Source organism: Telluria sp. PB2R4, from assembly GCF_059685695.1.
Genome location: NZ_JCASIC010000003.1, coordinates 170,281 through 192,650 on the forward strand (window position 1 = coordinate 170,281; position 22,370 = coordinate 192,650).

The 22,370-nt window shown below is 65.7% G+C and carries 17 protein-coding genes; 9 read left to right on the top strand and 8 right to left on the bottom strand.

Annotation, left to right across the window (positions count from 1 at the left end; translation table 11 throughout):
* Positions 1-144 precede the first annotated feature (144 nt).
* Complete coding sequence (locus AC56LU_RS06905) at positions 145-2,130, bottom strand: aminotransferase class V-fold PLP-dependent enzyme (RefSeq protein ID WP_497174854.1); 1,986 nt, start codon at positions 2,128-2,130, stop codon at positions 145-147.
* Positions 2,131-2,280: 150 nt separating this feature from the next.
* Between AC56LU_RS06905 and AC56LU_RS06910 the strand changes: the two genes are divergently transcribed.
* The 6 genes from AC56LU_RS06910 to AC56LU_RS06935 all read left to right on the top strand — a co-directional run bounded on the left by AC56LU_RS06910 (position 2,281) and on the right by AC56LU_RS06935 (position 9,949).
* Complete coding sequence (locus AC56LU_RS06910) at positions 2,281-2,766, top strand: Lrp/AsnC family transcriptional regulator (protein WP_497174855.1); 486 nt, start codon at positions 2,281-2,283, stop codon at positions 2,764-2,766.
* A gap of 58 nt (positions 2,767-2,824) precedes the next feature.
* Positions 2,825-3,949 (top strand): branched-chain amino acid ABC transporter substrate-binding protein, encoded by a 1,125-nt coding sequence (locus tag AC56LU_RS06915; protein WP_497174856.1) that lies wholly within the window; start codon positions 2,825-2,827, stop codon positions 3,947-3,949.
* A gap of 16 nt (positions 3,950-3,965) precedes the next feature.
* Positions 3,966-5,771: a DUF885 domain-containing protein gene (locus AC56LU_RS06920; RefSeq protein ID WP_497174857.1), complete on the top strand. Its 1,806-nt coding sequence runs from the start codon at positions 3,966-3,968 to the stop codon at positions 5,769-5,771.
* A 549-nt stretch (positions 5,772-6,320) separates the two neighbouring features.
* Positions 6,321-7,457, top strand: coding sequence for a non-hydrolyzing UDP-N-acetylglucosamine 2-epimerase (wecB, locus tag AC56LU_RS06925; protein ID WP_497174858.1), 1,137 nt, complete (start codon positions 6,321-6,323; stop codon positions 7,455-7,457).
* The gene (wecC, locus tag AC56LU_RS06930) at positions 7,441-8,718 is read left to right on the top strand and encodes a UDP-N-acetyl-D-mannosamine dehydrogenase (protein WP_497174859.1); all 1,278 of its coding nucleotides are present in this window, start codon (positions 7,441-7,443) and stop codon (positions 8,716-8,718) included. Before wecB ends, wecC begins: the two co-directional genes overlap by 17 nt.
* Before the next feature lie 16 nt (positions 8,719-8,734).
* Positions 8,735-9,949, top strand: coding sequence for a TIGR04063 family PEP-CTERM/XrtA system glycosyltransferase (locus AC56LU_RS06935; protein ID WP_497174860.1), 1,215 nt, complete (start codon positions 8,735-8,737; stop codon positions 9,947-9,949).
* Positions 9,950-9,995: 46 nt separating this feature from the next.
* Here the strand turns inward: AC56LU_RS06935 and AC56LU_RS06940 are convergent, their stop codons facing one another.
* Genes AC56LU_RS06940 through AC56LU_RS06955 form a run of 4 tightly spaced genes read right to left on the bottom strand, consistent with a single transcriptional unit; the run spans position 9,996 to position 14,842 of the window.
* A complete protein-coding gene (locus AC56LU_RS06940; protein ID WP_497174861.1) occupies positions 9,996-11,684 on the bottom strand; it encodes a M14 family zinc carboxypeptidase in 1,689 nt (562 codons plus the stop codon).
* Positions 11,685-11,701: 17 nt separating this feature from the next.
* Positions 11,702-13,225, bottom strand: coding sequence for a sensor histidine kinase (locus AC56LU_RS06945; protein WP_497174862.1), 1,524 nt, complete (start codon positions 13,223-13,225; stop codon positions 11,702-11,704).
* Positions 13,222-14,184, bottom strand: coding sequence for a hypothetical protein (locus tag AC56LU_RS06950; protein ID WP_497174863.1), 963 nt, complete (start codon positions 14,182-14,184; stop codon positions 13,222-13,224). The genes AC56LU_RS06945 and AC56LU_RS06950 overlap by 4 nt, the downstream gene beginning before the upstream one ends.
* A gap of 7 nt (positions 14,185-14,191) precedes the next feature.
* A complete protein-coding gene (locus tag AC56LU_RS06955) occupies positions 14,192-14,842 on the bottom strand; it encodes a response regulator (protein WP_497174864.1) in 651 nt (216 codons plus the stop codon).
* 335 nt (positions 14,843-15,177) lie between these two features.
* On the opposite strand from AC56LU_RS06955, the gene AC56LU_RS06960 reads away from it, so the two are divergent.
* The 3 genes from AC56LU_RS06960 to AC56LU_RS06970 all read left to right on the top strand — a co-directional run bounded on the left by AC56LU_RS06960 (position 15,178) and on the right by AC56LU_RS06970 (position 19,941).
* On the top strand, positions 15,178-15,849 hold the full coding sequence (locus AC56LU_RS06960) for an energy transducer TonB (protein ID WP_497174865.1): 672 nt from the start codon (positions 15,178-15,180) through the stop codon (positions 15,847-15,849).
* 91 nt (positions 15,850-15,940) lie between these two features.
* The gene (locus AC56LU_RS06965; RefSeq protein WP_497174866.1) at positions 15,941-18,223 is read left to right on the top strand and encodes a M28 family peptidase; all 2,283 of its coding nucleotides are present in this window, start codon (positions 15,941-15,943) and stop codon (positions 18,221-18,223) included.
* A 65-nt stretch (positions 18,224-18,288) separates the two neighbouring features.
* Positions 18,289-19,941 carry a M28 family peptidase gene (locus AC56LU_RS06970; protein ID WP_497174867.1) on the top strand — a complete coding sequence of 551 codons (1,653 nt, stop codon included), beginning with the start codon at positions 18,289-18,291 and terminating at the stop codon, positions 19,939-19,941.
* Positions 19,942-19,978: 37 nt separating this feature from the next.
* Here AC56LU_RS06970 and AC56LU_RS06975 read toward each other — a convergent pair whose 3' ends face one another.
* The 3 genes from AC56LU_RS06975 to sodC form a co-directional block, all read right to left on the bottom strand.
* Entirely contained in the window at positions 19,979-20,920 is a 942-nt protein-coding gene (locus AC56LU_RS06975; RefSeq protein ID WP_497174868.1) for a bestrophin family protein, read from the bottom strand.
* Positions 20,921-21,032: 112 nt separating this feature from the next.
* Positions 21,033-21,737: a LamG-like jellyroll fold domain-containing protein gene (locus AC56LU_RS06980; protein WP_497174869.1), complete on the bottom strand. Its 705-nt coding sequence runs from the start codon at positions 21,735-21,737 to the stop codon at positions 21,033-21,035.
* Between the two features lie 57 nt (positions 21,738-21,794).
* Positions 21,795-22,316: a superoxide dismutase [Cu-Zn] SodC gene (sodC, locus tag AC56LU_RS06985; protein ID WP_497174870.1), complete on the bottom strand. Its 522-nt coding sequence runs from the start codon at positions 22,314-22,316 to the stop codon at positions 21,795-21,797.
* Positions 22,317-22,370 lie beyond the last annotated feature (54 nt).

Consider the following 22,370-nt stretch of genomic DNA (forward strand, 5'->3'; position numbering starts at 1 on the left):
GGCACGCTGTGCGCCTGAAGCAGGTCAATGGGAAGGGAAACGCAGGGCGCGCACGGCCACCGCCATGCTAGAAGAAGCCAGCGGTAGCTACTGTGCGGTGACGTACACAGGGAGCGGATCCGCCCAGCCGGCAGACGCCGGCATCTACCCGGCCAGCGCCAGCCCGCCGGTGACGTGCCAGGCCTGGGCATGGCCGAGGCGGCGCAGCAGGCGTGCGGCGCGCGCGCTGCGGTTGCCGCTGCGGCACAGGAATACCAGCGGACGCGGCTCGCGCAGCCAGTGCGCGGCCTGTCCGGCCAGCTGCGACAGCGGCACGTGCTGTGCCGCGCGCCCGCGCAGCTGGGCGCTGCCGGCCACATGCTCCGTGAGCTCGCGCACATCCACCAGCAGCGCCTCCGGGTGGGCCGCCAGGTAGGCGGCGGCCGTGGTGGCATCGAGGTCGATGCCCTCGTCCGCCAGCGCAGCAGCCTTGACGTGCGACACGGCGGGCTCGCCGGCCCGGTGGCAGCACAGGGCCGCATCCAGGCCGGCATCGGACGGCACCGCACCGAACACGAAGCGCACCGCATCGGCGGCCAGCGCGCCATGTTCCGGACGCCCCAGCAGGTAGCCGTCGCCGGCTTTCGCCAGCACGTCCTGGCCGAGCGCGATGGCGTCGAGCGTGCGTCCGGCGAACCGCACCTGCTGGGCCGGGTCTGCATGATTCGGCCAGCCCGGCGTCATTCCCAGGATGTCGCACAGTGCATCGGCGCCACTGGCCCCCATGCCGGTATCGAAACAGGCCAGCAGGCGGCAATCGCGCGTACACAGGTCGGAAGCGATGCGCGCCGCCAGCGCCGCCGGCGGATCGATCGCGATGCAGTGCCGGCCTTCGTCATCGAACAGCAGCCAGCCGCTGGCGCCGCCCGCCTCTGCCTGCTGCAGCCGCGCCGCCGAATGCGCCGCGGACTTGGCCTGTGCCAGTGCGCGGCCGCAGTGTGCGATACGCGCGCAGGCGTCCTCGATAAAGGCCTCGTCCGCCAGTGGGCCGAACGAGAGGCGCACGGCGGACTCGCTGCGCTCTACCGGCACGCCCATGGCATCCAGCACGTAGCTGGGCGCCGCCTTGGCGGCCGAACAGGCCGAGCCCGCGCTGACGCGCAGGCCGGCCGCGTCGAACAGGTCGAGCAGCTCCTTGCTGCCCAGGCCCGGCACCGAGAAATTCAGCGTGGTCGGCAGCGCGTGCTCGAACGGGGCGTTGAAACCCAGGCCAGGGAAGGCATCCACCAGGGCGGTGGCGAGGCGGCCGCGGTAGTCGCGCAGCTGGGCGTGGGTGCGGAAAGTGCCGCCTTCTTCCAGTGCGCCGAGCACCGCGCCGAGGGCGGCGATGCCGCCCATGTTTTCGGTGCCGGAACGCTGCCCCGCCTCCTGGCCGCCGCCGCACATCAGCGGCGTATAGGGGGCGCCTTCGCGCACATACAGCAGGCCGATGCCTTTCGGGGCATACAGCTTGTGGCCGGAGAACGGCGCGTAGTCGATGCGGGTGGCGTCGAGGTGCAAGGGCAGCTTGCCGAGCGCCTGCACGCAGTCGGCCATCCACAGCGCCGGACTGCCGGTTTCCTCCAGCACGCGCGCGATGCCGTCCAGGTCGGACACGACGCCGGTTTCGTTGTTGGCGGCCATGGTGCAGACAAACGCGGCGCGCGGCGCCAGTTCGCGCAACACGTCCAGGCGATGGCGGCCGTCGCCGTCGACCGGCAGCATCCGCAGTTCCAGCCCGGTGCCCAGCAGGCGGTTCCAGTGCGCCAGGCTCTCCGGCACGGCCTTGTGCTCGGTGGCGCCGACCAGCAGCAGGTTGCCGCAGGCTTCACCGCGCTCCCTCCGCTCGCGCACCGCGCACAGCGCCGACAGCACGGCGGTCTGGATGCCTTCGGTCGCGCCGCTGGTAAACATCACCCGCCCCTTGGAGGCGCCCAGCACGCGGCGTGCCCTGGCCCGGGTGGCGTCCAGCAGCGACCTGGCGCGCAGGCCGCAGGCATGGCTGCTGCTCGGGTTGCCGAAACAGGCCTGCATGGCGGCCGTTGCAGCCTCGATGGCTGAAGGCAGGACAGGCGACGTGGCATTGGCGTCGAGGTAAAGTTCAGTGTTCATGATGACAATTACAAAAAAGTAATTAGTTGCTTCGGATCGTGTTATCGTAAGTAAGTATGTTACGGAGCCGTGCCGGTAAGCGCATTCCATTTTGTTCGTTTTATCGCACGGAATTGGCATGTGCATTCTCGATATATCGACATAGTGAAAATGAACTCACTCGACAAGTTTGACTGCGCTATTCTTGCTGCATTACAGGCAGATGCCACCCTCTCCATTTCCGGCCTCAGCGAAAAGGTCGGCCTGTCCAGTACGCCGTGCTGGAAGCGCGTCAAGCGCCTCGAGGAAGAGGGTTACATCGAAAGCCGGGTCAGCATCGTCAACCGCGAGAAGGTGGGCCTGCCGGTGACGGTGTTCGTCAGCGTGCGCACCACCGAACACGACGAGAAATGGCTGGCGCGCTTCGCCGCGGCCGTCGTCGCGCTGCCGGAAGTGCTCGAGTTCCACCGCATGAGCGGCGACGTCGACTACCTGCTCAAGGTGGTCACCACCGACATCGCCGGCTACGACCGCTTCTACAAGAAGCTGATCAAGACCGCACGCCTGACCGGCGTGTCGTCGGCGTTCTCGATGGAGCAGATCAAGTGCAGCACGGCGCTGCCGCTGGAGCTGATTTCGCACGGCTTGCCTGCTTAACCCCTGGCGGGTTTCATGCGATGATGGCGTCCGTTAGAACACAACGGAGATACCCTGAATGCCATCCAAACTGCACCTGGCGCCGCTCGCGCTGGCACTGTTAGCCATCCACGCCGGCGCCGCCGAACAAGTCGTCAAGATCGGCGTCAGCGGCCCGCTGTCGGGCGCTAACGCCTTTGCCGGCAAGGACAACGAGAACGGCGTGCGCCTCGCCATCGAGGAACTCAACGCACAGAAGCTCCAGGTCGGCGGCAATACGCTGCGCTTCGAGCTGCAGTCCGAAGACGACCAGGGCGATCCGAAACAGGGCGTGAACGTGGCGCAGAAGTTCGCCGACGCCAAGGTGAAGTTCGTGCTCGGCCCCTACAACTCGGGCGTGGCCATCCCTGCTTCGCGCGTCTACAACGACAACGGCATCCTGATGTCGACCGTCGGCACCAATCCCAAGATTACCCAGTCAGGCTACCCGACGGTGTTCCGCATCGTCGCCAGCGACACGCAGGTGGGCGGCTCGGTGGCGGCCTATGCGGCCAAGGAGCTGAAGGTGAAGAACGTCGGCGTCATCGACGACCGCACTGCCTTCGGCCAGGGCATCGCGATGGAGTTCAAGCGCCAGGCGCAGACCAACGGTATCAAGGTCGCGGGCCACGAGTACACCACCGACAAGGCCACCGACTTCGCCGCCATCCTCACCTCGCTGAAGGCCAAGCGCGTGGACGCGGTCTTCTTCGGCGGCTATGCCCCGCAGGCTGCGCCGATGGCGCGCCAGATGAAGGCGCTCGGCCTGAACGTGCCGCTGCTGGGCGGCGACACCCTGTGCAGCCCCGAGATGGCCAAGCTCGGCGGCCCGGCCGTCGGCGAGAACGTGCGCTGCGCCCAGGCCGGCGCCATCGTCGCCAAGCAGCCGGGCGGCCCGGCATTCATCAGCGCCTACAAGGCCCGCTTCAAGCGCGACCCGGACGTCTACGCGCCCTCGTTCTACGACCAGACCAAATTCATCGCCCAGGCCATGAAATCGGCCAACTCGGTCGATGCCGCCAAGGTCGGCGCGGCCATGCACACCATCAGCTACCAGGGCGTGATCGGTACCTACGGCTATGACCCGAAGGGCAACCTGAAGAAGACCGCCGTCACGGTCTACACCTTCAAGAACGGCGCATTGACGCCGCTGGCCAGCTACTGATTCACAAGGAAACACCATGAATGCCATGTTCAAGCTCGCAGCCCTGGCTGCGGCGGCGCTGCTCGTGTGCGCGCCGGCCGCAGCGGCGCAGGCCGACAGCCCCAAACCCGCCGCCGCCGCGGCGACGCTGGAAAGCCGCCAGATCAACGCCCTGGCCGACGAATACTACGAATCGCTGGCGCGCTTCGAGCCGGTCTGGGCCACCGAGAACGGCGACAGCCGCTTCAACGACAAGCTGGGCCTGTCGATCTCGCCCAAGCTGCGCGCGCAGCAGTTCGCGCTGTACCGCAGCTATCTTGCGCGCCTGTCGACAATCCCGCGCGAACGCCTGGGCAGCCGCGACCAGACCAGCTACGACATCCTCAAGTTCGACCTGGACAGCGCACTGCGCCTGGCCGCCTTCCCCGAGCACCTGATCCCGATCGACCAGATGGTCAGCATGCCGGTGATCCTGGCGAACTACGCCGGCGGCCAGGGCGCCCAGCCCTTGAACACCCCACGCGACTACCGCGCCTACCTGAACCGCCTGGCGCAGCTGGTGCCGCACATCGACCAGTCGATCGCCAACATGCGCGAAGGGGTCAGGCGCGGCATCGTCCAGCCGCGCGAGCCGATGAAGTCCGCGCTACCGCAATTCAAGCAACTGGTGGCGGCCAAGACCACGGACAGCATCTTCTACACGCCGATCAGGAACATGCCGGCGTCGTTTACCAGGGCCGAGAAGCGCAGCCTGACCGACGCCTACCGCAAGACGATCGCCAACAAACTGAATCCGGCCCTGAAGCGCCTGTCGACCTACCTGGAAAAGGACTACCTGCCGAAAACGCGCACCAGCGCCGGCTGGGCCGCCCTGCCCGGCGGCGCCGCCTGGTATGCGGCGCGCGCGGCGGCGATGACCACGACCAATCTCACGCCGGAGCAGATCCACGAGATCGGCCTGAAGGAGGTGGCGCGCATCCAGGGCGAATACGCCGTGACCGGACCGAAGATGGGCTACACCGGCCCCGCCGCCGGCCTGCCGCGCTGGGTGTCGGAACAGCCGAAGTTCAAGCCCTTCACCTCCGACCAGCAGGTGATCGCCGTCTACCGCGACCTGGACGCCAGGGTGCGCGCCAAGCTGCCGGCCCTGTTCACCTTGATGCCGAAGGCGCCGCTCGACCTGCGCCTGGAGCCCGAACTGTCGCGCGCCACCGCCTCGGACCACTACACCCCGCCGGCTGCGGACGGCTCGCGTCCCGGCGTGTTCTGGTCGGTGGTGAACGATCCGAAGCTGTACGGCAGCACCGGCATGGTGACGCTTTACCTGCACGAAGGCCAGCCGGGCCACCATTTCCACATCGCGCTGGTGCAGGAGCTGGGCCTGCCGAACTTCCGCAAGTTCGGCGGCAACAACGCCTTTACCGAAGGCTGGGCGCTGTATGCAGAGACCCTGGGCAAGGAGATGGGCCTGTTCGAGAAGCCGGAAGACTATTTCGGCCACCTGAACGACGAGATGCTGCGCGCGGCGCGCCTGGTAGTGGATACCGGCCTGCATGCGAAAGGCTGGAGCCGCGCCAGGGCGATCCGGTATTTCCAGGACACACTGGGCTACTCGGAAGCCGAGGCGCGCGCGCAGATCGAGCGCTACATGGTGTGGCCGGGGCAGGCGCTGGGCTACAAGATCGGGTCGCTGAAGATCATGGAATTGCGCAAACGCGCCGAAGCGGCAATGGGCGCGAAGTTCAGCCTGCCGAAGTTCCACGAGATCGTGCTGGGGGAAGGCACGCTGCCGCTGGCGGTGCTGGAGGCGAAGGTGGATCGGTGGATTACCGCGAACAACTAATTCCGTGCTGAGCCTTGCCTGTCCACCCAGGCCGCACGGCGCAACCGCGCCTACCTTCGACATGGTCCTAGCTTGGCTAATTCAGGCATCAATCGACTCGGCGCGCGTCTGCTTTGATTCTGCTCGCTTGACGATCAACGATCACCAGGCCCAGAACCTTACTTTAATGCACCCCAACCAGACGCCAGTCTTGCGAAAAAACATCTACACTATTGATTCAAATCAACTCATGATGTAGCTGCATGGCATGGAGGATTGGTTCTGAAAGTTGCATTTTATGCAGGTATGCAGACTTAAAACGTTGCATATACGCATACAAATAATGCTTTCGATGGTGCGGGAGTGACTTTCTGGCACCCGTCAGTGTAGAGTAGTAAAAGCGATTTTTGTTGCGATACGGAAAGCATGTGATACTTTTGACAATCCCATGCTTTTCAGGGACAATGTACCGATCAGTTTACTTAAATATATAAAAAGCAACATTGTTGGGTAGTCGAGCTTGCCTTGAATACCTGCGCTAATCACAACGCACATAACCAGTAATAGCAGATGACCCTCAGGATACTCACCGTCTTCGGCACCCGGCCAGAGGCGATCAAAATGGTGTCGGTAGTGCGTGAACTTGCTGCCGCTCCCGACTTCGACGTCAAAGTCTGTGTCACCGCCCAGCACAGGTCCATGTTGGATCAGGTACTCGAGCTGTTTTCCATCAAGCCTGATTTCGATCTCGACATTATGACTCCCGGTCAGGACCTTTCCGACATCACCGGCAAAGTACTGACCGGAATGCGCACCGTGCTGCGCGAGTGGCGGCCGGATTATGTATTGGTGCATGGCGATACCACGACGACCATGGCGACCAGCCTGGCAGCGTATTACGAGCGCATCGCCGTCGGCCACGTGGAAGCCGGACTACGGACCGGGAATATATATTCCCCATGGCCAGAAGAAATCAACCGTAAGCTGACTGGGGCAATTGCCAAAGTGCATTTTGCACCGACTGAGCATGCAAAACAGAACTTGCTCAACGAAGGCGTTTCCGCACAAAATATTTGCGTCACTGGCAACACCGTCGTGGATGCCTTGCTGGATGTTGTCCGGCGCCTGGAGACCGACCCAGCGCTCCGGCGCCAGATGGAATCGCAGTTCAGTTTCCTCAACAGCAAGAAAAAACTGGTACTGGTGACTGGTCATCGCAGAGAAAACTTTGGTACAGGGTTTGAGAACATCTGCCGAGCGCTAGACGAAATCAGCCAGCTTGATGACGTAGAGGTTCTGTATCCGGTGCATTTGAATCCCAATGTGCAGGAACCGGTACAACGCATCCTGAAGGGCAATCCCAATATCCACCTGATCGATCCGGTCAGCTACCTGCCTTTCGTCTACCTGATGAACCGCGCCTCCATCCTGCTGACCGATTCCGGCGGCATCCAGGAAGAAGCGCCATCGCTGGGCAAACCGGTGCTGGTCATGCGCGATACCACCGAACGTCCCGAGGCCGTGGCCGCAGGCACCGTGCGCCTGGTCGGCACGTCCGTCCGTTCGATCGTCGACGGCACGCGCGTCCTGCTGACCGATCCCGCTGAATACACCCGAATGAGCAACGCCGCCAATCCCTATGGCGACGGTACTGCCGCTTTGCAAATCGTAAACTTTTTAAGAGAAAATCATGACCAGCTCGTTTGATACTATCGCAATGATTGGCTTGGGATACATTGGTCTCCCCACGGCTGCAATGTTTGCTTCTCGCAAGAAGAATGTTATCGGCGTCGACATCAACCAGCATGCGGTCGACACCATCAACAGCGGCCAGGCCCATATCGTCGAACCCGATCTGGACATGATCGTCAGCGCCGCGGTCAACCAGGGATATCTCAAGGCCACCACCACCGTGCAGCCTGCCGATGCCTTCCTGATTGCCGTGCCGACCCCATTCCGCGACAATCACGAGCCGGATATTACCTATGTCGAAGCCGCGGCGCGCTCGATCGCCCCGGTGCTGAAAAAAGGCGACTTGGTCATCCTTGAATCGACCTCGCCGGTCGGCACGACCGAGAAACTGGCGGAATGGCTGGCTGAAGAGCGCCCCGACCTGAAGATTCCCCAGGGTCCGGACGACGCCACCGATATCAACATCGCTTACTGCCCTGAGCGCGTGCTACCAGGCAAGGTCATTCACGAACTGGTCTCGAACGACCGCATCATCGGCGGCATCACCAAGGATTGCTCGGCACGCGCCATCGCGCTGTACCAGACCTTCGTGCAGGGCGAGTGCATCGAAACCAATTCGCGCACCGCGGAGATGTGCAAGCTGACCGAAAACTCCTTCCGCGACGTGAATATCGCGTTCGCGAACGAGCTGTCGATCATCTGCGGCAAGCTGGGCATCGACGTATGGGAACTGATCGCACTGGCCAACCGCCACCCGCGCGTCAACGTGCTGCGTCCGGGCCCGGGCGTGGGCGGACACTGCATTGCCGTGGACCCGTGGTTCATCGTGCACAGCGCGCCGGAAGAGGCAAAGCTGATCAAGGCCGCGCGCGAGGTCAACGACCACAAGCCGCACTGGGTGCTGGAAAGCGTCAAGCAGGAAATCGACCGCTTCGTCGCCGCCCATCCAGGCCGCCAGGAATCCGACGTCACCATCGCCTGCTTCGGCCTGGCATTCAAGCCGGACATCGACGATCTGCGCGAAAGCCCGGCACTGGACATCGTGGCGGCCATCACCGCGGCGCACAACTGCCGCGTCATCGTGGTCGAGCCGAACATCTCCGCGCTGCCGGCCAGCCTGGACAAGGGCGAGTTGCGCACGCCGCAGGATGCGCTGGCGCGCTCCCAGATCGCGGTCATGCTGGTCAACCACAAGCCGTTCCTGGCCCTGAAGCAGGAACTGTTCGCGGGTAAGGTCGTCGTCGACACCTGCGGCTACGCCAGCACCCGCCGCTGAGTGAAGAAGAACTGATATGCGCGTCCTCCACGTACTGGATCACTCGATACCACTGCATAGCGGCTACACCTTCCGTACCCGCTCGATCCTGCGCGAGCAACGTGCGATGGGTTGGGAAACCTTCCATGTCACCGGGTCCAAGCAAAATTCCGATAGCGCACTGGAAGAAACCGTGGACGGCCTGCATTTCTATCGTACGCCGGCCAGCGCGGGCTTCCTGGGCAAGCTGCCGGTACTGAACCAGAAACAGGTCATCGATGGCCTGGAGCGCCGCCTCGCGGAAATCATCCCGGCCATCCGCCCGGACGTGCTGCACGCGCACTCCCCGTCGCTGAACGCGATCGCCGCGCTTCGCGCCGGCAAGAAGTTCGGCATCCCGGTGGTATATGAAGTGCGCGCCTTCTGGGAAGACGCCGCGGTGGACCATGGAACGGCCACCGAGAACGGCCTGCGCTATCGCCTGACGCGGGCGCTGGAAAGCTACGCATTGAGGCGCGCCGATGCCGTGACCACGATCTGTGAAGGCCTGCGCCGCGATATCGTCGCGCGCGGCATCCCGGCTGACAAGATCACGGTGATCCCGAATGCCGTCGATATCGACAAGTTCGCCGTCGGCGGCGTGGCCGACCAGGACCTGAAGGCGAAACTGGGCCTGACGGACGCGCGCCTGATCGGCTTCATCGGTTCGTTCTATGCCTACGAGGGCCTGGACATCCTGCTGCGCGCGGTTCCCGCGCTGAGCGCCGAGCGGCCCGACCTGCGCGTGCTGCTGGTGGGTGGCGGCCCCGAAGACGCGCGCCTGCGCCAGATGGCAAAGGACCTGGGCATTGCCGACAAGGTCGTCTTTACCGGCCGCGTGCCGCACGACCAGGTGCAAAAATACTACGACCTGCTCGACGTGCTGGTGTATCCGCGCCTGTCGATGCGCCTGACCGATCTGGTCACGCCGCTCAAGCCGCTCGAAGCGATGGCCCAAGGCCGCGTGCTGGCCGCGTCCGATGTCGGCGGCCACCTCGAATTGATCGTGGACGGCAAGACCGGCGTGCTGTTCAAGGCGGACGATCCACGCGCGCTGGCCGACAAGGTCGGTGGACTGGTAGATGCCCGGACCGAGTGGCCGAAGCTCCGCGCCGCCGGCCGCGAGTACGTGGAAACCGAGCGCAACTGGAAAGCCAGCGTCAATCGTTACAGCGGAATCTACGGCCGCCTGACCGGGGCCGACGCTTCATGAAGATCCCTCGCCAGGGCCGGCGGCCGGCCCTGGCCTGAGGCCCCAGTCAGGCCAGCATGAAGACCGGATAGCGCCTCCACTCCGGCTCGCGATAGCGCTCGCAATTCGCGAAGATGAAGTCCAGCACCGCCTCCTGGTTCGACAGCAGCGCCGGATTCGCCTCCTTCCACGCAACGAACTTGACCGCCAGCGCCGGCTCGTCGTTGAGCAGTTCGGCGGCGTGGTCCTCGAACACGTAGTCCGAATACGCTTCTTTTTTCTCCAGCACGCTGTTGAAGAAACCCCAGCGGAAGAAGCTGTCGTGACCCAGCGGCTCGAGCGTTTCGACCGCGTAGCGCGCATTGTCCTGGTCGAGCGGCACGATGAAGTCGCCCGCACGCAGCGTTACCTGTCCGCGGCGCTTTTCCAGCACCACGTCGTCATGGAACATGTGGCCCTCGTAGGCATTCGGGCGCGAGGTCACGGACACGATGTGGTAATAGTCCACCTCTTCCACGCGATCGGCTTCCACGCGCTCCATGCGCACACCGTTCCACTGCAGGCGCTCGATCGCCTCACGCCACTGCTGCGGCACGACATAGGCGCGTGGCGCCCGCACGTGGATGTCGGCCGGGAAGCGGTTGTACCAGGCGATGTCGCGCTCCCACGGCTTGGTGCGGTCGTACCACAGGCGCGAATACGTCCCCAGCACGCTCGGTTTGTACCCGGCTTCGTAGCCCTTGAAGCGGAAGCTGTCCGGGTTGGTCTCGTCCATCGCCCAATGAATCGGCCACTCGCGGCGCGCGCCGCTGGCCTGCTTCGCCGCACGGCGCAGCGCCTGAATCCGATCCGCATGACGCACCGTGAAGTCGAGCGCAGTCTCCACCAGCGCACGCATCGACTCGTAGCGGTCCTTGAACGGCTTGAGCATGTGCGTCTCCGGCATGAAGCCGATCGTGTGATGCAGGGCCGCGTAGCCGGTCGAGAAGCGTGCGGTCTCGAGGAAGTCGGCGATGCCGTCGTCCGGGCTGTCCTTGACCGGGTTCACATACGGGCAGGTCGGCCAGCCGCGCGCTTCCATGCCGGCGTACATGGCCGGCAGCATGGTCGAACGCAGGAACTCGCCCAAGTCGCCGCCCAGCTTGTCCGGCTGGGTATGGATCAGGGTCATGGTGTAGCTGTAGTCGGCGCCGTTGGAGGTGTGCGTGTCCACCATGACGTCCGGGTCCCAGGCCGTGAACAGCCGGTTGAACACCTGCGCGGTCAGGCTGTCGCACTTGATGAAGTCGCGGTTCAGGTCGAGGTGGCGGCTCATGCCGCGGAAGCCGAACTGCTCCGGGCCGTCCTGGTTCACGCGCGAGGTGTCTGCGCGATTCAGGCTGCCGTCGACGTTGTACAGCGGGACGAACAGGAACACGGTCTGCTGCAGCCCCGCCAGGCGCTCGGGCTGGGTGCAGAAGTCGCGCACCAGCGCCATGCAGGCGTCCACGCCTTCCGGTTCGCCCGGGTGGATGCCGTTGTTGTTGAAGAAGACCGGGCGGCCGGCGGCCTTGATGGCCTCACGGTCGAACACGCCGTCGCTGCTCACCACGCCCGCGTGGATCGGCACGCCGGCGTCCGACACGCCCACCTGCTGGAAGCGCAGCACGTTCGGATGACGGCGCGCGAGCTCGTCGTACCAGGCGATGCAGTCGGCATGCGTGGTGGTCTGGTTGAGATTGCCCTTCTCGTAGGGCGTCAGCAGTTCAATGGACATAATGATTCGTAGTTGGGTTAAACCGTAGGAACAGGCAGGACGGTCGCCGGCGCATGCAGCGGCAGGGTGATCGCCAGCACCGTGCCGCCGCCCGGGCTGGAACGCACGTCCATTACCCCGTGCACGGCGTACACGCGCTCGCGCATGCCGATGATGCCGATGCCTTCCGAAGCGCTGGCCGGGTCGAAGCCGTTGCCGTCGTCCGCAACCACGATGCGCAGGGTCTGGGCGCCTTCGTCCAGCACCAGGCGCACCTGGGCCGACGTGGCCTGGGCGTGCTTCATGACGTTCGACAGCGCTTCCTGCACGATGCGGTAGGCGGAAATCGCCAGTTCGTTCGACAGGCGCGAAAAATCGCCCTCGCCGTGGAATTCGAAACCGCAGCCCGAGCTGCCGTCGTAGTGGCGCACCATCTCTTCCACCGCGCCGTGCAGTCCGAGCATGTCGAGCACCTCGGGGCGCAGGCGCCGCACCAGCCGGCGGCCGTTGGCGTACAGGTCGAGGGCCAGCTTGGTGATGGCCTGCGACTTGCGCCCGATCTCTTCGATCTCCGGGGTCGCTGCCACCTTGGCTGCCTTGGCGGCCAGCGCGCCGATGGCCTGGGCCTCGAGGCGCGCGGCGATCAGGGACGCGTTCAGTTCGTCGTGGATCTCGACCGCGATGCTCTTGCGCTCGTCCTCGATGATCGAGTTCACCTTCTGGATCAGCTTGCGCTTGTCGGCGTCGGCGCGCAGCGCCTCGTTGCGCGAGGCCAGCAGGTCGCGGGTGCGCTCGGCCACCTTGTTTTCCAGGTCGCGCTTGGATTCCTCCAGCGCCAGCGACATCTGGCCGATCGAGGCCTGCAGCTCGCCGACTTCGCCGCCGGTCTTGACCGGCAGGTGTACGCGGAAATCGCCGTTGCGGATGCGGCTCAGCGCGCCGATCGCCTCGCGCAGCGGCACCGTGAGCGAGCGCGCCAGCACCCATGCCATCACGCCGCTGGCAGCCAGCGCCAGTGCGGCCATGCCCACCTCGAAACGGAAGCGGCGGGTCTGCTTGGCCATCATGTTCGAGGGCGACATCGTGACCCGCACCCAGCCCACGATCTCGGTGGTGAGGGTGGGCGGGCGCAGGTCGCTCGAGGCCGAGACGTGCGGGGTGCCGTTGTCGGTGAACAGGTTGATCCACACCACCTGCTTCTTGATCGGCGCCTCGTAGTGGTGCGACTGGGCGTCGATGGCCGACTCGGAATCGACCCGCACGGCCTGGGTGCCGTCGGTGCCGGTCACCTCGATGCGGTAAATGCTGCTGTCGGACTGCACCAGGCCGTTGATGGTCAGGCGCAGGTCGGACAGGTTGCCGGAGATGACGTTGTATTCGCTGGTCTCGGCCAGCGCACGCGCCAGGGTGCGTCCGCGCTCGGCCAGTTCCTCGGCCACCTGGGCCCGGTGCGAATAATACGAGTACCACACGAAGGAGGTGAACAGGAAAGTCACCGGCAGCATGGTGATGAAGGCCATGCGCCGGCCGATGCTCCAGCCGCGCCAGAAACGCAGCGTCATGGCCGGGGCGCCAGTCGCGCGGTCGGGCGCGCAGGCAGTCGTGTAAACCTGCGCGCATTGTCGGTCACCCGCACGTCGAGCGAGCGCGCCACGCCTTCGTTGACCACGGTGCGGAAGTAACGCGGAAATTGCGGCGGCGGCAGGTCGCCGGTGATGACGAAGGCGGCCGCGATCTCGGCCACCTGGGTGTTGATGTCCTCGATCTCGGAATAGGTTGTGGCGAGCGCGCCGACCTTCACCATGTCGGCCGAGAAGCCGATCACGCCCTGCTTGCGGCGGTAGGTCGAGAGCAGGATGTTACGCACGTTCTCGGGGTTGTAGACGTCGCCGTCGGGCATCGCCAGCAGCACCTCGGCGCGCGTCATGCGGTTGAGCGTGTGGTTGATGTCGTCGCCCGGGGCGATCGATTGCACGTCGACCTCGGCTTCGAGCGCCGGGCGCAGGAAGGCGGTGTCGCCGCCGAGGATGGCGCCGACCCGCACCGGCCGGCCGTACAGCAAGGTGGCCAGGCGCAGCTGGTCGGCCGGCGCCGGCTCGGCATACACGGCGGTGATCAGGCCGGCGCGCGCGACCGGCGTCTTTTCGGTGAGCGCGCGCCACACCTGGCTCGAGGTGAAGGCCGAGATGATCACGCAGTCGCAGTTGCGCGCCACGGCGTCGCGCAGCGCAGCCGGGCCGATCGCCACGTACAGCATGCGGCGGCGCTGGCCCAGTTCGGTGCGGAAGGCGGCGAAGGTCGGCACCAGCCGCTTGTACAGGTCTTCGGCAATGCGGCGCGTGACCTCGCTGTCGTCGCCGGTGAGGATCTGGAAGCGAAAGCCGGTCACTTCCTCGTCCTTGGGCGCGCCGGCGCCGTCCGCCAATTGGGGAGCGCCTGCCTGCGCGGCGGCGGCGTGCGCCGGCGCGGCAAGGAACGCAAGCGCGGTAGCTGCCGCGCACAGGAAGCCCAGGTGACGCATCAAGACCTCAGGGCTCGATCAGGCCGTGCTTCACGGCCAGCAAGGTGATGTTGGCCTGGCGGTGCACGCCCAGCTTTTCCTTGATCGACTGGCTGATGTTGCTGATGGTCTTGGTCGACAGATCGAGTTTCTCGGCGATCTCGGCATTGGTCATGCCTTCGGCCATCAGCTTGAAGATCTCGAGTCCGCGCTCGTCCAGCTGCGACTGCGGCGTCACGTCGCCGCGCACCGCCATGCTGGCCAGGCGCGAGGCGATCTGCGGCAGGAAGTACAGCTTGCCGTCATGGGCATGGCGCACCGCCGTCACCAGGTCGGACGGATCGCAATCCTTGGTGACGAAGGCGTGTGCGCCCATGCGATAGGTTTCCTTGATCAGGCTGTCCTGGTCAAACTGGCTCAGGAAGATGATCTTGGCGCGCGGATCGTCCTTCAGGATGCTCTGCGCGGCATCCAGGCCGGTCAGCTCGGTGCCGAAGCGCATGTCGAGGATGACGACGTCGGGCTGCTGCGCCGCATACAGCGCCACCGCCTCGCTCGGGGTCTTGGCCTGCCCTACCACCTGCATGCCGGCCGCTTCGAGCGACATGGCGAAGCCGGTCATGACGATCGGATGGTCGTCCGCAAGCATCACGCGGATCGGTTTTTTCTGTTCGGACACCACTTTCACTCCTGTGTATCACCCGCCCATGCGGCGCACGTATTTGCACATTGTCGTTCGCTTACCAATCTCTGGCAGGACACTGTGCCAAGCGACAGAAAGCAAGCGGGTTGTACGAGGATTATTTCATACAACGGGCCGCGACGCGAGACCCCATCCATTCCCTCTTGTGCGCCAAGAAGACTGACAACCGGAAGCAAAATTACTACGAATTAGCTTTACACACTACCAAGCCCTAGCATATATTAATTCCATCAACTGTCGGATGCATATCTTTCCCTAGGCACTAATTCCTGCGATCCACTCGCCGGAACCAACAAGAAGAGGAGATCGCCATGCACTTCACGCAACTTAACGATGGAACCGGCGGCAAGGCGGGCAAGTTCGCCCTGGTCACCGGCCTGCACGTGCTGGTGGGGCTGGGGCTGATCAACACCCTGGATTCGAAGACCATCAGCCTGCCCAAGCTGATCGACGATGCCACGGTGTGGATCCAGCCTCAAACGCCACCACCGCCCCCGCCGCCGCAACCACCGCAGCCGCGGGTAGAGGCCGTCAAGCCGCCGATCGTGGTGCCGGCGCCGGAAATCGACATCCCGCCGCCTCCGGTGGAGCAACAGGTGCAGGCCACTACCGAAGCCCAGCCGACCGTCGAACAGGCCCTGCCCGCGACCGTCGAGGCGCCCCCGGCCGAACCGGCACCCGCCGCCAGCAGCGGCGCCGGCCAGATGGGCAGCGCGGTGCTGGCCAGCGCCGACGGCTGCGCCAAGCCGGACTACCCGGTGAGCGCGGCGCGCAACGGCGACACGGGCACTGTCACGCTGGCGCTGCTGGTCGGCCCTGACGGCCGCGTGCAGGATGCGCGGGTCCAGAAGTCGAGCGGCCACCGCGAACTGGACCGCGCCGCCGTGAACGCCCTGAGCCTGTGCCAGTTCAAGCCGGCCATGAACAACGGCGTCGCCCAGGCCGGATGGGGCCAGATCGCCTATGTCTGGACGCTCGACTAAGTCTTACCGTTTCCCTTTTCCACCCGCATTCCACCGCGGGTTTTTTTTCGCCCGCGGCACTGACAACAATACAAATAACGAGGAGAGACCCATGCTTACCGCTGGAATACCGACGGCGCCGTCGCGCGCCCTGCCTTGGGTTGCGCTTGCCGCCGCCGTGCTTGCGGTGCTGGCCTGGAGCGCCATCCGCGCGCCGGTACCCACGCAGACCGCGCCGCCGGCGCTGGACCGGATGATGCGGCACGTGTCGGCGCTGGCCGCGCAGCCGCGCCCGATCGCCACCGCCGCCAACGCCGGCGCGCGCGACTACATCCTCAAGCAGCTGCGCGGCATGGGCCTGCAGCCGCAGGTGCAGACCACCACGGTGCAGAAGTCCACCATCCGCTTCTGGGGCGGCACCGACGTGACGCTCGGCGTCGTGCACAACATCGTGCTGCGCCTGCCCGGTAGTGCGCCGGACCGCCAGCGCCGCCCGGCGCTGCTGCTGGCGGCACACTACGACAGCGGCCTGGCCACACTGGGCGCGGCGCGCGGCGCGGCGCAGGTGGCGGCGATGCTGGAGGTCGCGCGCAAGCTGCACGCCGGCCCGGCCCACCCCAACGATATCGTGATGCTGTTCGCCGACGGCGAGGAGGTCGGCGGCCTCGGCGCCAAGGGCTTCGCCGAGCAGCACCCGCTGGCGCTTCGAATCGGCCTGACGCTGAAGTTCGACGCCGCCGGCAGCGCCGGTCCGCTGGTGCTGTACGCCGCCAGCGGCGCGGGCGGGGGCGCGCTGGGAGGCTGGACAGGGGCGACGCCCAACATAGCCGGATCATCGCTGATGGCGCGCTTCTACAAGATGCTGCCGGACACACCGCGCATCGGTCCGCTGGCCGGCATCGATGCCCCGGTCCTGCTGTTCGTGAACACCGGCCATCGTTTCGACGGCGCCCGCACCCTGGATTCCGTGGAACGGCTCGACCCGGCCATGCTGGCCCACCTGGGCGACACCATGCTGCGCCTGGCGCGCCACTTCGGGGCGGAATCGCTCACCCGCGGCACGCGCCAGCCGCGCGCGTATTTCGCCCTGCCGCTGGCTGGCAACGTCCAGCATTCGGCCATCCTGTGCTGGAGCCTGGCGGCGCTGGCCGGCCTGCTGCTGGTGCGCGGCTACCGGCGGGCGCTGGGCGAGACCGGCACCACCGTGGCGCCGCTGGTGCAGGGCTTCTTCGGCATGGCGCTGATCTTGCTGGCGGCGCGGATGCTGCTGTGGGAGCGGCGCGCCGAACTGGGCGCGCTGGCGCTGGCGCAGGCGCAGGACGCCAGCCAGGCGGTGGTGTTCCTGGTGGCCGGGGGCTGCCTGTTCACGGGTGCGCTCTATTTGCTGCGCAGGTTCACGGGCGCACACGCCGTGTTCCTGGGGGCGATGGCCTGGCTTGGCATCGCGCTGCTGCTCGCCCTGTTGTCGGCGCCCGAGGCAGCCTGGCTGCTGGCCTGGCCGCTGGCCGCCGCGCTGGTGGCCTATACCTTGTTGCAAACGCCGCGGCCCTTCGCGCTGCGCCTGCTGATCCTGGGTGCCGGCCTGCTCCCTGCGCCGCTGCTGTTCGTGCCGGCCCTGCGCGACGCCTGGACCCTTGCTCCGCAAGGCCTGTACGTGCTGGCGGTGGTCATGGCGCTCATGCTGCTGTGCTTTGCCAGCCTGTTCCTGCTGCTGCCGCTGGGGCGCCTGGTGGGCGTCGGGGTGGCGGCCTCGCTGGCCGCCTGCATGGCGCTGCCGGGCCAGGCTTCCGCTCCGGCCCCGCAGGAGCGACCCGGCCTCGAGCCGAACCGGCTGGTCTATTTCAAGGACATGAACAGCTGGCGCGCCTACTGGCTGCTGCCGCCGCAGCCATTGGACAGCTGGTCGAAGCAGCTCTTTCCCACGCTGGACAAGCCCGCGATCTACGTCGACGTGTTCGGCTGGCACAGTCCGCGCCAGTGGTTCTCGATCGCGCCGCGCGATGACGGCATCGCCTTCCCGGAAGCCTATATGCTCAGGAACCCGGCGCTGGCCCTGCCCTCGCTGAACCCTCCGCTGCGGCGGGTAGAGTTCACGCTGCGCTCGAAGAACCGGGCGCCGCACGTCAAGATGTGGGTGGCCGGCACCAAGCCGCACCGCTCCACCCTGAACGGACGCGTTTTGACGTCGAAGGAAAGCCCGTGGTCGCTGTCGCTGTACGGCATGGAAGACCGGGTGCTGCGCTTCACGATCGACGCCCCGGCGGACGACGTGCTGGCGGTGATGGTCCACGAACGCATGCCCGGCCTGCCGGAGCACCTGCTGCCGCCCGGCGCGCCGCCGCGCATGCCGGGAACGGGGATGACGGTGTCGGCGGATGTGTTGCGGTTTTACTGAGCGCTTGGCATACAATGGTCGGCGCACGCCGTGCACTACCCAATCAACCCAAGCAGCAGGAAGCCATGCACAAGATCGTCTCCTCCGTTGTCCTTACCGCCCTCGCAAGCAGCCTGGCACTGGCCTACCCGGCCATCGCCGCCGGCGCTGCCGACACGCCGCAGCCAGCACAGGCTACAGCCGTCAAGGAAGCGCCGCTGCGCGCCCACCTCGCCTTCCTGTCGTCCGATGCCGTCGAAGGCCGCGGCACCGGCCAGCGCGGCGGCGAACTGACCGTCACCTATCTCGAAACCCAGGCCGCCGCGGCCGGGCTGCTGCCGGCCAATAACGGCAGCTTCCGCCAGCCGGTCAAGATCGCCGGCGTGCGCTCGCTGCCGCAGAAGAGCAACATCGCCCTGGTCGCCGGCGGCAAGAAGCTGCCGCTGCAGTTCGGCGCCGACTGGGTCTGGGGTCCGGGCGATGCGAAGGCCGACCACAACCTGGATTCGGAGCTGGTCTTCGTCGGCTATGGCATCAATGCGCCGGAAGAAGGCTGGGACGATTTCAAGGGCCTGGACGTCAAGGGCAAGGTGCTGGTGATGATGGTGAACGATCCGAAGCCGACCGCCGCGGAGCCGAAGCGCTTCAACGGCGACGGCCTGACCTACTACGGCCGCTGGACCTATAAACTGGAAGAAGCGGCGCGCCAGGGCGCGGCCGGGGTCCTGCTGATCCACACCGACGCTTCGGCCTCGTACGGCTGGAGCGTGGTGCAGAACAGCTGGGCCAATGCCGAGCGCTTCCAGCTGGCCGAGGGCAAGCTGGGCACCGGCCTGCAGGGCTGGATGACCGACGCCACCGCGCGCAAGCTGTTCGCCGCCGGCGGCCAGGACCTCGACAAGCTGCGCGCCGCGGCCGAAGACAAAGGCTTCAAGCCGGTGGCACTGAAAGCCCGCGTCAAGGGCCAGGCGCGCGCCGAGGTGCGCACGCTGAACGAATTCAACGTGGCCGGCATCGTGCCGGGCACCGATCCGGCGCTCAAGGACGAGCTGGTGGTGTACAGCGCGCACTGGGACCACATGGGCAAGCAGGGCAGCAGCGGCGACACCATCTTCAACGGCGCGGTCGACAATGCCTCCGGCACCGCCGCCCTGCTGGCGATGGCGCAGGAAGCGGTGCGCAACCCGGCCAAGCGCAGCCAGATGTTCCTGTGGGTGGCTGCCGAAGAACAGGGCCTGCTGGGCAGCGCGGCCTATGCCGCCAAGCCGCTATGGCCGATCGAGAAGACCGTCGCCAACCTGAACCTGGACAGCCTGAACTTCGTCGGCCTGGTCAAGGACGTGAATACCCCGGGCAGCGAGCGCACCGACCTGGGCGAGATGGCAGCCGCCACCGCGCAAAGCATGGGCCTGAGCATTGCCCCGGCCAAGCCTGACCTGGGCGGCGGCTACTTCCGCAGCGACCACTTCAGCTTCGCCAAGGCCGGCGTGCCGGCATTCTCGGTGGGCGCGGGCCACGGCTGGGTGAAGGATGTGGAGGCCAGCAACGCCAAGCAGAAGGCCTACCGCGAGCGCTACCACCAGGTGAGCGACGAATACGATCCGGCCTGGGATCTGGCGGGCATGGTGCAGCAGGCGCAGTTCACGCTGAACCTGGGCCGCATGGTGGCCGATTCGCCGAAGGCGCCGGCATGGAAGGCGGGCGATCCGTTCGGCAAGGCGCGTACGGCCGCCAAGTAAGCAGTTGCAGGGCGCACGGTCGCCGTGCGCTGCGTTCTTACATCAGGCAGAAATCGACCGGCACCAAAGGCGGCGGGATGTCGTCGTCTTCCAGCGCGGTGCGCAGGTCGATCTCGATCGCGCGGCAGATGGCGTCCAGCGGCAGGTCGTTGGGCTCCATGCCGAACGGCTCCTCGAGCTCGTCTCCCAGCGCATCGAGGCCGAAGAAGGTGTAGGCCACGATCGCCACCACCACCGGCGTCATGAAGCCGATCGTGTCGACCAGGCCGAAGGGCAGCAGGAAGCAGTACATGTAGGCAGTGCGGTGCAGCAGCACCGAGTACGAGAACGGGATCGGCGTGTTCCTGATGCGTTCGCACGCGGCGCCGGCGGCCGTCATCGCGGACAAGGTGGCGTCGATGTTGGCGGCCAGGCAGGCGTCGATGCGGCCATCCTTCACGCACTGGCCGAGGTCCTGGCCCATCTGCCGCATCAGGTAGTCGGGCTTGTTGTGCTGCCGCTGCATGCGCTCGAACTCGCATGGTGCCAGCAAGTTGCCCAGCACCGGGTCGCCTGGCCGGTTGCGCAGCTGGTCACGCAGGCTGCAGCAGAAAGCGAGGCCGCGCAAGACCATGCGTACCCGCACGTCGTGCATGCCGTTGCGGGCCAGCGCCGGCCCGTCGCCCGCGATGAGGCCCGTGCACTGGCGCGCCAGGCTGCGGCTGCGCAGCACCAGTTCGCCCCATTGCTTGCGCCCTTCCCAGAAGCGGTCGTAGGCCGAATTGTTGCGGAAACCGAGGAAGATCGCGATCGGCAGGCCGATCAGGGTGAAGGGAATGGCGGTCACCGTGATCTTCAGGCCGCCGAGCACCCCATGCGTCCAGGTGACCAGGATGGCGATCGCCACGTTGACCGCAAGGGTGGGCAGGATGCGCGGCAGGACCGAGCCGCGCAGCAGCAGGAACAGCTTGAGGCCGGACGGCCTGTCTCGGATAATCACGATCGATGTCGCTGATATGTTCGCAAGTTAATCACGAACATCTTAGCGCGAACTGTGTGAGCTGTGCCATATCCCGAACCCGAGCATGGCCCCTGCCCTGCCCTGCCCTGGCTTACTTGCGGCGGCGCCGCGTCCAGCCCATCATGGCCAGGCCGGCGCCCAGCAGGCCGTAGGTCGCCGGCTCGCTGACGTCGGTGGACGGCGGCGCCAGCACCTTCACCTCATCGGCGCTCAGCGCCGTGCTGTAGATGCGGATGTAGTCGACGGCGCCAGGATTTGCCTCGTTGCCGTTTCCGCCATTATTGTCGCGGAAGAACCAGGCGACGTTCTGGCCGAAATCGGTGATGTTGTTGGGGTCCGAGACGCTCAGCACCAGTTCGCCGTTCTGGTACACCTTGAACATCTTTGCAGCGTCACGGGTAAGCGTGACGCGGCTGTCCACGTTCGCCGTGAGATAGCCGTTGCTGCCGGTGACCGGACCAGTGGAGCCGAAGACGCGGAAGATGTGGTTCTGCGCGTAGAAACCGTTATCGCCGACCAGGTTCGTGAAATTGAGGATCCGGCCGTAGTTGCCGAAGCTGTCGAAGTGGAACGCCATGTCGATGGTGTACTCGCCGCCCAGTTGCGCATCGAGGCGCAGTCCCTCGTTGGCGTCGAAGACGTAGGCGCTGGCGGTGAGCTGGCCATCGCCCTGCAGCGTTGCCGTTCCTACTGAATCGTTCAGTGAGCCATCCAGGTTGAATTGGTGGATCAGCGCCGCATGGCTGCTTGATGCCGCGCACAGCAATGCCGCCGCGATCAGGGAGTGAAATTTCATTTCGTTTTAACCCTATAATTGAAATTTTATTTCATCCCTGACCGTGCCAGGGATGGCTTACTGAATGACGCCGCAGGCCATCCGCCCGCCCCCGCCGCCGAGCGGCGCCGGGTGGTCGGCGTGGTTGTCGCCGCCCGCGTGGACCATCAATGCCTTGCCTTTGACGTCCGCCAGCTTCAGGCGCGGCGCCAGCACCGGGTTGGTGGCGGCGCCCTTGTCGTCGACCGTCAGGGCCGGCAGGTCGCCGAGGTGGCCATCGCCCCAGGGCAGACCGTGCTTGGCGGTCTTGGCCGGGTCGAGGTGGCCGCCGGCGGCGCCCGCGGGCACCGTCTTGCCGTCCTTCTGGTTCGGTCCGCAGCTGCCGTTTTCATGCACGTGGAAACCATGCAAGCCGGCCGGCAGCCCCTTCAATTCCGGGGTGAACACGAGTCCGTAACGCGTTTCGCTGATGGTCACGGTGCCGATCCCCTGGCCCTCTCCCTTCTCGGTCGCCATCTTCATGGTGACCTTCATGTCGGCAGCATTGGCAAGAGCACAGGTAGCGCCCAGCGCGACAGCGCACATCCATCGAATGTTCATACAAACCTCCTTGGGAACGGTTGAGATAATAGACAGCCAGGCAAGTGTATTCCA

What these genes read in the sequence shown, in the direction of transcription:
- AC56LU_RS06915 (WP_497174856.1), top strand. Translation starts at nt 2,825, where the DNA reads ATGCCATCCAAACTGCACCTGGCGCCGCTCGCGCTGGCACTGTTAGCC.
- AC56LU_RS06920 (WP_497174857.1), top strand. Translation starts at nt 3,966, where the DNA reads ATGAATGCCATGTTCAAGCTCGCAGCCCTGGCTGCGGCGGCGCTGCTC.
- AC56LU_RS06965 (WP_497174866.1), top strand. Translation starts at nt 15,941, where the DNA reads ATGCTTACCGCTGGAATACCGACGGCGCCGTCGCGCGCCCTGCCTTGG.
- sodC (WP_497174870.1), bottom strand. Translation starts at nt 22,316, where the DNA reads ATGAACATTCGATGGATGTGCGCTGTCGCGCTGGGCGCTACCTGTGCT.
- AC56LU_RS06935 (WP_497174860.1), top strand. Translation starts at nt 8,735, where the DNA reads ATGCGCGTCCTCCACGTACTGGATCACTCGATACCACTGCATAGCGGC.
- wecC (WP_497174859.1), top strand. Translation starts at nt 7,441, where the DNA reads ATGACCAGCTCGTTTGATACTATCGCAATGATTGGCTTGGGATACATT.
- AC56LU_RS06905 (WP_497174854.1), bottom strand. Translation starts at nt 2,130, where the DNA reads ATGAACACTGAACTTTACCTCGACGCCAATGCCACGTCGCCTGTCCTG.
- wecB (WP_497174858.1), top strand. Translation starts at nt 6,321, where the DNA reads ATGACCCTCAGGATACTCACCGTCTTCGGCACCCGGCCAGAGGCGATC.
- AC56LU_RS06945 (WP_497174862.1), bottom strand. Translation starts at nt 13,225, where the DNA reads ATGACGCTGCGTTTCTGGCGCGGCTGGAGCATCGGCCGGCGCATGGCC.
- AC56LU_RS06940 (WP_497174861.1), bottom strand. Translation starts at nt 11,684, where the DNA reads ATGTCCATTGAACTGCTGACGCCCTACGAGAAGGGCAATCTCAACCAG.
- AC56LU_RS06950 (WP_497174863.1), bottom strand. Translation starts at nt 14,184, where the DNA reads ATGCGTCACCTGGGCTTCCTGTGCGCGGCAGCTACCGCGCTTGCGTTC.
- AC56LU_RS06960 (WP_497174865.1), top strand. Translation starts at nt 15,178, where the DNA reads ATGCACTTCACGCAACTTAACGATGGAACCGGCGGCAAGGCGGGCAAG.
- AC56LU_RS06970 (WP_497174867.1), top strand. Translation starts at nt 18,289, where the DNA reads ATGCACAAGATCGTCTCCTCCGTTGTCCTTACCGCCCTCGCAAGCAGC.
- AC56LU_RS06910 (WP_497174855.1), top strand. Translation starts at nt 2,281, where the DNA reads ATGAACTCACTCGACAAGTTTGACTGCGCTATTCTTGCTGCATTACAG.
- AC56LU_RS06980 (WP_497174869.1), bottom strand. Translation starts at nt 21,737, where the DNA reads ATGAAATTTCACTCCCTGATCGCGGCGGCATTGCTGTGCGCGGCATCA.